Consider the following 11,859-nt stretch of genomic DNA (forward strand, 5'->3'; position numbering starts at 1 on the left):
CTGCCCCAGCTTCTCTTCGGCACGCCCACCCCGCCGCGCAGCAACGCACTGCAGCGGCGGCCTTGGACGAGTTCCCATCCGATTTGTTCATCGAACGGGAACTCGTCGTTCGCTGCGTTCACCGTCCCTGTGGCTGCCCGGCCTTCCTCGGCCTCGCGGTCGACCGGTGCGGGGCCGCGGTGTCATCCCTGCTGATCAGGATCGGTTCGCATCCAAGGCGACGGCCAGCCTCTTCAGTCCGCGATCGATCTCCGGTGGACGATGTGCGGTGAAGGACAACCTCAGGGTGGCCGGGTTGGCTGGGCCGGCGAAGAATGGGGCCCCAGGAACGTAGGCGACTCCGTTGGCGATGGCGTTCAGCAGAAGTGCCCCCGTGTCATAGCCTTCAGGTAGCTGGGCCCACACGAACATGCCGCCGTCAGGGCGGCTCCATGTGCTGCCCTCCGGCAGCACGTGCGGAAGAGCGGTGAGCATTGTCTCGCAGCGTTCTCTGTAGGCGGCCTTGACGGGCACCAGGCGCACGTCCAGGTCGTGGTCCGTCAGATACCGTGCGGCCGCAGCCTGATCGACGGTCGAGGAGTGCAGATCGAGGGCCTGCTTGGCCAACACGCAGGAGCGGCACAGCGCCGTGGGCGCGCGAAGCCACCCCAGTCGCATGCCCGGCGCGAGTACTTTCGACAGACTCCCGAGGAGTACGGTCCGGTCCGAGGCCACCTCGTATGCCGTGATCCACGGTTCCGGTTCGCCGCGGAAGCGCAGTTCGCCGTAGGGATCATCCTCGGCGATCCAGAACCCGTATTCCGCCGCGAGGCGTGCCACGGCGTGGCGCCGTTCTGCCGGGAGCGTGTGTCCGGTGGGGTTCTGAAAGGTGGGGACGAGATAGAGAAGCCGGGGATGCTCTCTTGCCGCTGTGTCCGCCAGGGCGTCTATCACGATCCCGTTGGCGTCGGTCGGCACGGGGATGACGCGGACGCCGGCATAGGCGAAGCATTGCAGGGCCGCGAGGTAGGTGGGCTCTTCGACGGCCACCACGTCACCGGGGTTGAGAAGCGTGGTGGTCAGCAGTGCGAGAGCTTGCTGCGCGCCGGTGGTGATCACCAGGTTCTCCGGGCGAGTGAACAGCCCCTGCCGGGACAGTCGCGCCGCGATCGCCTCTCGCAGGTACGGGTCGCCTTCTGTGACGGAGTACTGCAGTACCCGGTGCGAGGACTCGCTCAGTACCTGGTCGTAGGCAGCCCTGATGTTCTCGACGTCGAAATGCTCGGGTGCGGGTAGTCCGCCGGCGAAGGAGATCACCTCGGGCCGGGTGGTCAGCGCGAGCGCCTCGCGGATGACCGATCCGCTTGCCGAGACGGCCCGGGTGGCAAGGCTGGGAGGAGGAAGACGTCTTTCCATGGGTGGCAGCGTTCTCCGGTCGTCGACGGACGGCCGCCGGTGTCTCGCCCAGCGCCCGTGCGCGAGGTGAGGCCGACGGCCGGGACGTGGTCAGGGGGTGGCGGTGTCCGGAAGCACGGAAGTCTTCCGCTTGAGCAGATCCGTCACTTCCGCCATGAATTGCTGTGTACTTCCCTTGCCTCCGAGGTCGGGGGTCGCTGCGTCACTTCCCGCCACCTCCGTCAGGCAGACGCGGAGCAGGCCGGCCGCGGCCCCGTGGCCGAAGTGATCGAGCATCAGCGCCAGGGACATCGCGGCAGCGTACGGGTTGGCCGTCCCCTTACCGGCGATGTCGGGAGCACTGCCATGAACGGGTTCGAACAGCGCGAAGTTCGTCTCCGGGCAGATGCTCGCGCTCGACGCCATGCCTAGGCCCCCCATCAGAGCCGCACCGATGTCGCTGATGATGTCGCCGAAGAGATTGGGTGCCAGGACGCCCTCATAGGGCGTCGGATCGCGAACGAGGTTGTAGCAGAACGAGTCCACGTACTCTTCCGAGCCGACCAGTTCGGGAAACGCCTCCAGCTCACGCCGGAACACGTCCTGCCAGAGGCTGCCGGTATTCGGCACCGCATTGGACTTGTGCACCAGGGTCACCTTGCGACGTCCTGTCCTGCCGAGCCGGCCGAGGCAGAAGCGGACGAAATCCTCAACCGTCTTCCGTGTGTACACGCATTCGTCGATCGCCACTGTGACCGTTCCGGACCGGGTGATCGAACCTCCGACGCCTGCGTAAAGTCCCTGCGTGTTCTCGCGGTAGAGGTCGATGACTCCGTGCCTCAGCACGATGGGGCGGTAGTTGACATAGAGATCGAGGCCTCTGCGCAGTCCGAGCAGGATGTCGCGGCCGTGCGCCATGTCCGGGATGCGCGGGTCGCCGAGCGCTCCCAGGAAGACGGCTCCGTACTCGCGGGCGAGACGATCGATCGCCCCGGTGGGCAGCCCGACGCCCGTGGCGAGCCACTGGTCAGCCCCCCAGTCGAAGACATCGTGAGAGATGCCGAGGCCGAACGCCTCGCTGAGCGCCGTCAGGGCGGGGAGGGTCGCCGGGATGACTTCCTGACCGATCCCGTCTCCGGGAACCACCGCGATCCTCACGGGCGGGCCTCCGTCGCGAGCATGGCCTCGACGGAGCTGAGGCGTCCGGAGATCGCCGTGGCGGCCACCACGTAGGGCGAGGCCAGGTACACCTGGCCGGGCCCCGACCGTCCCGGGAAGTTACGGTTCTGCGCGCTGACGGTGATCTCGTCCGGACTTTCGGAGACGCCCGGTCCGGCGTTGATACACGCCCCGCACGAGGGAGGCAGCACCCGCACACCGACGTCCTCGAAAAGACCGATGTAGCCCCGTTCGACGGCGTACTTCATGACGGACTCACTGCCGACCTGGATATACGCCTGCACACCCTCGGGGACAACCATGCCCCGTGACCGTGCCAGCTCGAAGACGCTCGCGTACATGTCCATGTCGTACGCCTTGCCGCCCGTGCAGGATCCTCCGTAGACCTTGTCGACCTTGATTTCGTCGTGGACGGAGGCGAGAGGGACAGCGTTCCCCGGGTCTCCGGGGAGCGCCACCATGGCCTCGACCCCGGCCAGCGGGATGTCCACGACCGCGCTGTACGTGGCGCCCTCGTCCGAGGTCAGGTCCGGCACACCGGAATTACGGGGTGCACCGGCGCGCCCTGACAGATAGGCGCGCATCACCTCATCCGGTTCGAACATGGCGGTCATGCCTCCGGCCTCCACCGCCATGTTGCACAGGGTGGCGCGCTCGTCGATGTTCAAGGCGGCGCATCCGGGACCGGTGAAGAGCAGCACCTTGCCCAACGTCTGGCTTCCCTCGATCATCGGGTGTACGAGCAGGGCCAACATGAGGTCCTTCGCACACACGCCCCGCGGGAGCCGCCCCATCAGGTTGATCTTGATAGCCGCCGGGACCTTCACCAGGATCTCGCGGTTGTACCAGGCGTTCGCGATGTCGGTCGCACCCACGCCGAAGGCGAAGGCGCCGACGGCGCCGGCCGTGCACGTGTGACTGTCCGTGCCGATGACGACGTCTCCGGGCCGGGCAACATGTTCCACGATGTAGTTGTGGCAGATGGCGCGGCTGCCCCCGCTGTCGGAAGGACCGATGAAGTGGCCACCGCCCAGCGCGGCGAAATCCTGCTGTCGTCGGCCGAGGTCATGGACTCGCGCGATGAGTTCCGGGCCGCGCGCGCGCCGGGTCAGCACCTGCTCCGCCAGCGAGAGGTGGTCCTGGAAAAAGTAGCAGGAGTCCGGGTCGGAGAGGGCGGCGTCCTTCCCGAACTGCTGCGTGAACATGCTGGCCGCCATGGGTGTCACATACTCGTGCGAAAATCGGACGTCCGTCTCCACGAAGTAGGACTCGCCCACCCGCACACTGGAGTCCGCGGGTGGCCGGTTCCGAGACGAGAGCCGGCTTTGGATGATTTTCTCGACGATGTTCAGCGGCCTGTCTTCACTGAAGACGGTCCGGAGCGTGGAGCGAGCTTCCTCACGGTGGCCGCGGTTGAAGCCAAAGAGGCCACCGAGATCGATGATGGCGCGCTCGATGTCATTGGCGCTGCGCGTGAACGCCTCCAGGGGCAGTTCCTCGCCTGCCAGCAGAGCGGCAAGGACGTCGAAGTCGTCACACGTGATAATGCCGACGTTGCGGCAGTTCTGCTGATAGATCCGCTCGAAGGACCGGGCGAAGACGAGCTGGACCCCGGAGTACTTCTCGGCGTACACGGCGTGCTCCCGGGAGGACCCACTTCCCTTCGCCTCACCGCTGACGATGATCTGCGGGGCGAACGCCTTCACCGCGCCTTCACCGAACTGCCTTCCACGCAGGCCCAGATACGCGTAGTCGCCCAGCTTCTCGTCATACCAGTAGCAGCACCATCCAGGGATGATCTCGTCCGTCGAGATGCTGTTCCTGAGTGGTTCACGCAGCAGTCGCGACGGTGTCATGGTGCTGCTGCCGTCGAGTTGCGCGGCGAGCAGTTCCGGGCTTTCCGTCATGACCAGAACGTTGCCGTGGAGCCTGATCGTGCGGTCGGGGGCGTCCCCTCGTGATTCACTCGCCTGTCGCAAGGACCTGTCCTATCTCTTCGTCGGTCAGGGGTGCGGGGGTTGTCTTCGCCCGTTCCAGCACCCTCTTGATCAAGGCGGCGTCGTCCGTCGCGTATCCGTGCACGGTCAGCCAGTACTTCACGTTGCTCTCGCCCGAGGCCGCGTCTATGAGCACTTCCTGCTCGCGGCCGAGCAAACCGGCGGGGACGCCCGCGTAGACCCCGTCCTTGATCGTCCTGCTGCCTTTCTCGTGGGCCTTGAGAATCGCGGAGGCGTGCACTCCGGCGCTGGTCTTGAAGACGTCACGGCCCATGGCGGGGTAGTTCTGCGGGATGTCCACGCCGAGAAGGGGGGCCGCGTACCGGCAATACTCACGGAGCGCCTTCAGGTCGTAGGCGTGGTGACCGTCCAGATGGCTGTTGACCATGAGCTGATCCAGGGACGCGTTGCCCGCCCGCTCGCCGATCCCCAGGATCGTGCCGTGCACGCGCGCACAGCCCAGGGCGAGCGCGGTGAGCGAGTTGGCGAGGGCCAGACCCCTGTCGTTGTGCCCGTGCCATTCGAGCGCCACAGGATGACCGCGCTCGGCGAAGTACCGCTGGGTCCACCGGACCAGGGCCGCCGTTCCTCCAGGCACGGCGGCACCTACCGTGTCGCACAGGGTCAGCCGCCGGGTCCCCGTCTCCACTGCCGAGTCGTAGACACTGCCCAACACCTCTGGCGTGCAGCGGATCGCGTCCTCCAGCACCAGGACGAACTCCACGTTCCCGCGCCGGCATTCCGCCGCCGACCTGTGGACAGCGCGCTTGATCAGCTCGATGTCCCAGTCCTCCACGTACTGCCGGATGGGACTGACACCGATGAAGGCATAGGCCTCGATCGCGACTCCGGACTGCTGCCCCACCTCACATATCGCGTTGATGTCCGACGGGTGCGTGCGGCCCGCATAGCCAGGCGTCAGATCAAGGCCGTTCGACGCGATGTGCTTCGCGAGCTCCGTGCATTCCCGTGCGGCAGCCGCGTCGGAACCGGGGAAGCCGAGGTCCGCGGAGCGGACTCCGGAACGGACCATGTGATCGACGAAGCTGAGCTTCTGTTCCAGAGTCAGATTGCGGATGTGCGGGGCCTGCAGGCCGTCCCGCAAGGTCTCGTCAAAAAGAGTGCCGGAATAGGCCGATTCTGAGGAGCCCTGCTCCGTCTCCGCGTCGTTCCAGGTGAACCACACATCGGCTGCTGGTTGCGTGTACTCGTCCTTTGTCTCACTCACGGTGTCTCCGGACTGTCTCGTGTGGGTAAGGGCGCTTGCTCTCCTGCGAGGTCGTCGCGCTCGGGCGCTGGATCCTCGCCCAGCAACGTGGCGACGCACCGCAGGTCCGGCTGTCGCATGACCTGCGACGCACGAAGCCGGATCCCGCTGCCCTGTTCCAGCGGGTGGGCCGGCCGCAGCGCGGACCCGGCCCGCCGCTCACTCCGCACCTCCCGCGCCATCCACATCGGGCACCCGCTTCTCCCGTGTCACCAGGCCCGCGTTCCCTTGGGAGCGCGGGCCCTGGAGGTCGGCGGACAACCAGGGGTCCGGCCGCCGGCCTGTCGGATCCCGGTCATGGCAACTGGCTCAATGAGCTTGGCCGTCTGCCGGTGGATGCCGCACGCGCGCCCGCTGAACGACTGCTGCACCCGCTCGCGGACGTCGGCGGCTGCTCCTGGCTGAGTCCGAACATGCCGTCGTCCCCCCGTGACACTGACCCGGAAGGTCCCCCACACAGGGGACGATCTTCCGGAAGCAGCCGACCGACTCGGTCTGGTCCCAGCCTGCCCCGAACTCCGTCTCGAAGGCCGGCGCGGTGGCCCGCACCACGCCCAGCGTCTCGTCCAGCGAGAGTCGATCTTCTCCACGACACCGCGTACGTGCACCAAGGTGACGTTCCACGTCGGAGCGGCCGGCGTCACCTCGTACAGGGTGGGCGACACATAGCCGTGCGGACCGGTGAAGGAAGGTCAGCAGTTGGACCCTTCCCACGAACCCGTCATCTGCGGACCGGGGATGACGGGCAGATGGGAGTGGAAAACGGGCCCTCGGTGGAGTCTCCATTCATGACCGCAAGGGCCAGCGGATTGGCGCGGATCGGGTCTGCCATCCATGAACTGTCTGGTTCACGATAGTGGCGGGGAACGAACATCCGAATTCACACCCTTCGGTTATCTGGCTCACGGTGTGGCTCCGACTCGCTCGCCAACGCTAGCAGTACGTTGAGCATTTGCGGCAAAATTCGGAAACAGGAGGCCGCTGTCCTGTCGACAGGACAGCAACCATAGGTACGCGGTACACCGGGACCTCTTGGGAGGTGGCTGCCGGTCCCTCCAGGTTGGCACTACCACGTTTTTGAGCGTAATACTCAATACGCCTGTCCCGGGTGACCGGTCGAGATGTTCGAGACCGCCATCCGCACACCTTGAAGTGAGTTAACCGTATTCCCGACCAGGGCCTCTGGATAGCCACAACCGACCCGGTGAAGATGCGGAAATCCTGTCGCAGCGAACGCTGGCGGGAGAATCCGGCCACCGCAGGGCACCGGAGCTGAGGATGCCGAGCACCTGGAGATCGAGGTGAGGGACGTCGTCTCGGGCGCAACCCGGCTCGCCAGGGCGCGCAACGTGACCGTCGCGACCGGCCTCGTACCGCGGATGCCCGAGGGCGTCGAGCGCGACGAACGGGTCTGGCGCAGCTCGGAGTTCCGGGCGAAGTACCGCCGTATGGATCCCGCGGAGCTCAGGAACGTGGCGGTCGTCGGCGCCGGCCAGAGCGGCTGAGACAGCCCGGTTCCCGTACGACAGCCTCCCGCACCCCCGGGTCTCGGCGATCCTGCCGGCCTACGAGGTCATCAGGGACCTGTACCGGCGCTCGTACGAGGAGGAGGTGCGCGGCAGCCAGCGGCTGTTCTTCCTCAACCTCACCCGGGTCAACGAGGTCAAGCGCTCGGGGGACGAGACCGGGCAGCACCAGGCGGGGCGCGACTACCGCCTGGTCACCAGCCCCGAACTGCCCTGCGGCATCTACCTCCAGGGCGGCACCGGGCACACCCGCGGACTGACGTCCTGGCTGCTGTCCCACATCGCCGTCCGCAGCGGCGAGATCGCCGACTCCATCATCCAGCGGCGCGCCGAGCACGAGCTTGGCCAGGACCTCGCCCAGGAGACCGAGCGGAAGACCCTCTGACCGCAGCCCGCACCCGTCGGCCGGGCCGGACCGACGGCGGGCCGACGGCCTGTCCGTGGCGAAATGGGCCCGCGGTCAAAGGCGGGCGGCTCGCGGTGAAAGGGTGGGCCCGGTACCGCTTGCGGCACCGGGCCCACCCCGGGATCGTCGGAATCGCCCGCCGTCGCGCGCCACTGGATGTATTCGGGCGTTCCGACAAGGCGGCGAGGTTCTCGTAGCTGTCGTCGTGCGCCCGCCCGGATCACGGGACAGTCCTCAGCCAGCCGCCATCGCCTCGCGCAGGCTCTTCGGCCGCAGGTCGGTCCAGTTCTGGTCGACGAAGTCCAGGCACTGTTGGCGTCCGTTCTCACCGAATACGACCCGCCAGCCGGCGGGGACCTCGGCGAACGAGGGCCACAGAGAGTGTTGTTCCTCTTCGTTCACCAGGACGCAGAACCGGCCGTCCACGTCGTCGAACGGGTTGCTGCTCATGAACCACTCCAATTCAGGCTGCTCACGATGGGCTTCACTTCGGGAAGTGTATCGCCATTCACCGGCCGACGGGGAGCAGCAGACCACTGAACGGAAAGTCCGGGGGTTCCCGCATTTCCCTTCCCGCGCCCTACGTCGAAATGGCCCCTTCTGCGGAAGTGGCCGCCCGCAGGTGCAATATTCCCGAATGTCCTGGGGACAGGACGGTTCCGCCCACTGGCCTTTGAATTGTCCGTTGGAGGAGTTGTGCCATGAGCGTCACGGCAGCACAGGGTTCTCGGCCGCAGGCACAGGGGCAGGACGGGAGCGGCGCCGGGCCCGCCGGAGTGGGCGGGCCCGGCACGGTGGGGGGTTCCGTCAGTCCGCGAGGTGGCGGTTGATGACGGTGCAAATCTCGCCCGCGGGCTTGGGTGCGGTCAGGCCGAAGTGCGTGGAGTGGATGTCGTACGCGCGCACTTCGCCCTCGACGTACGGATCCCAGAACGCGGCCTGGGCCTCCGGGCTCAGCGTCGCGTTGAAGAACAGCACCGTGCCGCGGTAGACGGGCTGGGTGAACTCCCTGACCAGGTTGACGTGTTCGGACATGATCGTGGCGCCGTTGTCGATGAGGGCCTGGCGGTCGGCGTCGTCCTCGCCGCCGGGGAGGTAGCCCGCGAGGAAGTCGCGCCCCATGGACCGGTCGACCACCACGTCCTGCTCGACGAACGCGGAGCTCGGGGCGGCGTCGAGGAGTGCGATGAAGGGCACCTCGTGGCCGCGGCGCTGGAGTTCGGCGGCGATGGCGTGGGAGAGCGGGCCGCCCATGGAGTGCCCGACGAAGTGGTACGGGCTTTCCGGCTGGACGATGAGGATCTGGTCCACGTAGTCCAGGACCATCGCCTCAAAGCTCTCCGGAAGAGGTGAGCCGTCGAAGCCGCGGGCCTGGATGCCGTACACCGGGCGGTCGCCGAGCTGCCTGGCCATGCCCAGGTAGGACCAGCTCAGGCCAGAGCCGGGGTGGATGAACCAGACGGGTGGGCCGCTGCCGCCCGTCTTCAGGGGCAGGACGACTCCGAACGGGTCGGTGTGCTCGGTGTCCTCGGTCCCGGCGGTGAGGTGCGCGGCCAGTTCCGCGACCGTGGGGGACTGGAACACCGTACGTATCGGCAGGTCGATCATGAGGACGGTGCGAACGCGGCTGACCAGGCGGGTGGCGCGCAGGGAGTGGCCGCCGAGGTCGAAGAAGTTGTCGTCGATGCCGACCTCCTCCACGCCGAGGACTTGCGCGAACAGGCGTGCCAGGACTGCCTCTTGGGGGGATCGGGGCGCGCGGTAGACCGCCGAACCGGTCAGCTCGGGTGCCGGGAGCGCCTTGTGGTCGAGCTTGCCGTTGGGGGACAGGGGCAGGCGGTCCAGGGTGACGAACGCGGCGGGCACCATGTACTCGGGCAGCCGCTCGGCCACGAAGGCGCGCAGTTGCGCGGGGTCGAGGTCGGGGGCTGGGTCGGTGGTGGGCACGGTGTAGGCGATCAGTTGCTTGCTGCCCGCCCTGTCGCGTGCGATCACCGCGGCCTGGGCGATGTGCGGGTGGACGACGAGGACGGCTTCGATCTCGCCGGGTTCGACGCGGAAACCGCGGATCTTGACCTGGGCGTCGGCGCGGCCGATGTACTCCAGCTCACCGTCCGCATTCCAGCGTGCCAGGTCGCCGGTGCGGTACATGCGTGTGCCGGGCGGCCCGTAGGGGCCGGCGGTGAAGCGCTCGGCGGTCAGGGCCGGGCGCTGGTGGTAGCCGCGGCCGATCCCCGCTCCGGCTATGTAGAGCTCGCCGGTGGCTCCCGGGGCGACCGGGGTCAGAGCGGGGCCGAGGATGTAGGCGCGCAGGTTGCCCAGCGGGCGTCCAATGGGGACTCCGGTGGCATACGGGCGGTCGGTGTCGAGCGCGTGTGCGGTGACGTAGAAAGCCTCACTGGGGCCGTAGCAGTTGACGATGCGGGCGTGTGGCCAGTGGGCGCGGATGCGATCGACCAGGGCCGGGGTGAGGGCCTCGCCGCCGAAGAGCAGCCACTTGGGGCGCACGCGGTCGCCTATCTGGTCGACCAGTTCGGCGAAGGCGGAGGGCACCGAGCTGATCACGTCGATGTCCCAGCTCTCGCGCTCGGCCAGTGCCAGGACGTCGCGGACCAGTTCGACGCTGCCCCCGGTGGTCAGTGTGAAGAACAGCTCGAAGGCGGCCACGTCGAAGCCGGTCGAGGTGCTCGCCAGCATCCGCACGCCCGGCTCGAGGCCGACCTGCTCGACCATGCCGTCCAGGGCATTGACCACGTTGGCGTGGGTGATGCTCACGCCCTTGGGCAGGCCCGTCGAACCGGAGGTGTACACCTGGTAGAGCAGATCGTCGGCGAGCAGCGGACGGGTGCGCTCGCTGTCGTGCAGATCGGCTGCCGAGTGGGCGGAGACATCTGTCGTGTCGAGCAACAGGCGCTCGGCGTCCGGGTATTCGGGCAGGACGGTGGCCACCCCGGTCTCGGTGATGATCAGGCGCGGCCGGGCCGTGTCGAGGATGTGCTGCAGGCGGGTGCTGGGGTAGCCGGGGTCGATGGGGACGTAGGCGGCGCCGGTTTTGAGGACCGCCAGGATCGTCACCACCAGGTCGGGGGTGCGGGGCAGAACCACAGCGGCCAGGGTGTTCGGGCCGATGCCCTCGCCGGTCAGGTGGCGGGCGAGGCGGTTGGCGCGCTCGTTCAGGTCGCCGTAGGTGAGCCGCACGTCCTGGTGGATCACCGCGGTGGCCTGCGGGGTGCGGGCGACCTGCTCCTCGAAGGTCCCGATGACGGTCTGCTCGGGCACCTCGGTGGCCGTGTCGTTGAACTTCTCCAGGACCAGGTCCCGTTCGGCTTCCTCAAGGAGGTCGAGGCGGGCCAGCGGCGTGTGCGGGTCGGTGGCCAGCTGTTCGAGGACACGGCCGAGGCGGGCGGCGATCCGCTCGACCGTGGCACGCTCGAACAGGTCACACCGGTACTCCAGTGCCGCCATGCTCAGGTTCGGGTCGGCCCCCAGGGTCAGCGGGTAATGGGTGCTGCTGTGGATGCGCATCCCCGTGATCTCGACACCGGCCTTGCCGTGCGCCTCGGTCATGCCCTCGCGGTCGATCGGGAACGACTCGAAGATGACCATGGTGTCGAACAGGGTGCCCACACCTGCGGCCTCATGGATCTCGGTCAGGCCGAGGTTCTGGTGGTCCATCAGCACCGCCTGGCGCGCGCGCAGCCCGGTGAGCAGATCCGCGAGCGTGTCCCGCGGGGAGTACCGCACCCGGACCGGCAGGGCGTTGATGAACAGGCCGACCATCTCGTCCACGCCCGCCACCTGCGGCGGGCGCCCGGAGACGGTGGCGCCGAACACCACGTCCTGACGCCCAGTGAGGTGCCCGAGGACGATGCCCCACGCACCCTGCAGCAGCATGTTGAGCGTGATCCCCAGCTCGCCCGCACGGCGCTGGAGTTCCTGCGCCGTTCCGGGAGACAGGGACAGGTCGACCTGGTCCATGCCGCCCTGGTCGGCGTCGGGGCCCCCGGCCCCCCCGGGCCCCGGGGCCCCCCCCCCCCGGGGGGGGGGGGGGCCGGCCGGGGGGTGGGACCCTGCCCCCCCCCCACCCGGGCCCAGCCCCGGCGGGGCCGA

At 67.9% G+C, this 11,859-nt stretch carries 9 protein-coding genes; 2 read left to right on the forward strand and 7 right to left on the reverse strand.

Annotation, left to right across the window (positions count from 1 at the left end; all coding sequences use genetic code 11):
* Positions 1–195: 195 nt before the first annotated feature.
* The 5 genes from ACIBBB_RS25280 to ACIBBB_RS25300 all read right to left on the reverse strand — a co-directional run bounded on the left by ACIBBB_RS25280 (position 196) and on the right by ACIBBB_RS25300 (position 6,482).
* Positions 196–1,395 (reverse strand): PLP-dependent aminotransferase family protein, encoded by a 1,200-nt coding sequence (locus ACIBBB_RS25280; protein WP_398985699.1) that lies wholly within the window; start codon positions 1,393–1,395, stop codon positions 196–198.
* Positions 1,396–1,485: 90 nt separating this feature from the next.
* A complete protein-coding gene (locus ACIBBB_RS25285) occupies positions 1,486–2,532 on the reverse strand; it encodes an isocitrate/isopropylmalate dehydrogenase family protein (RefSeq protein WP_398985701.1) in 1,047 nt (348 codons plus the stop codon).
* Complete coding sequence (locus tag ACIBBB_RS25290) at positions 2,529–4,460, reverse strand: aconitase family protein (RefSeq protein WP_398985703.1); 1,932 nt, start codon at positions 4,458–4,460, stop codon at positions 2,529–2,531. The genes ACIBBB_RS25285 and ACIBBB_RS25290 overlap by 4 nt, the downstream gene beginning before the upstream one ends.
* Positions 4,461–4,515: 55 nt before the next feature.
* The gene (locus tag ACIBBB_RS25295; protein WP_398985705.1) at positions 4,516–5,778 is read right to left on the reverse strand and encodes a LeuA family protein; all 1,263 of its coding nucleotides are present in this window, start codon (positions 5,776–5,778) and stop codon (positions 4,516–4,518) included.
* Positions 5,779–6,026: 248 nt separating this feature from the next.
* Positions 6,027–6,482 carry a hypothetical protein gene (locus ACIBBB_RS25300; protein WP_398985707.1) on the reverse strand — a complete coding sequence of 152 codons (456 nt, stop codon included), beginning with the start codon at positions 6,480–6,482 and terminating at the stop codon, positions 6,027–6,029.
* Positions 6,483–7,118: 636 nt separating this feature from the next.
* Here ACIBBB_RS25300 and ACIBBB_RS25305 point away from each other — a divergent pair.
* Positions 7,119–7,322 carry a SidA/IucD/PvdA family monooxygenase gene (locus ACIBBB_RS25305; protein WP_398985709.1) on the forward strand — a complete coding sequence of 68 codons (204 nt, stop codon included), beginning with the start codon at positions 7,119–7,121 and terminating at the stop codon, positions 7,320–7,322.
* Positions 7,323–7,428: 106 nt separating this feature from the next.
* Positions 7,429–7,728 (forward strand): hypothetical protein, encoded by a 300-nt coding sequence (locus ACIBBB_RS25310; protein WP_398985711.1) that lies wholly within the window; start codon positions 7,429–7,431, stop codon positions 7,726–7,728.
* Between the two features lie 255 nt (positions 7,729–7,983).
* On the opposite strand, the gene ACIBBB_RS25315 is transcribed toward ACIBBB_RS25310, so the two are convergent.
* Positions 7,984–8,199 (reverse strand): MbtH family protein, encoded by a 216-nt coding sequence (locus ACIBBB_RS25315; RefSeq protein WP_398985713.1) that lies wholly within the window; start codon positions 8,197–8,199, stop codon positions 7,984–7,986.
* A gap of 357 nt (positions 8,200–8,556) precedes the next feature.
* Entirely contained in the window at positions 8,557–11,727 is a 3,171-nt protein-coding gene (locus ACIBBB_RS25320) for an amino acid adenylation domain-containing protein (protein ID WP_398985715.1), read from the reverse strand.
* Positions 11,728–11,859 lie beyond the last annotated feature (132 nt).

Origin of the sequence: Streptomyces sp. NPDC051217 (assembly GCF_044455465.1) — a bacterium.
Taxonomy (GTDB): Bacteria; Actinomycetota; Actinomycetes; order Streptomycetales; family Streptomycetaceae; genus Streptomyces.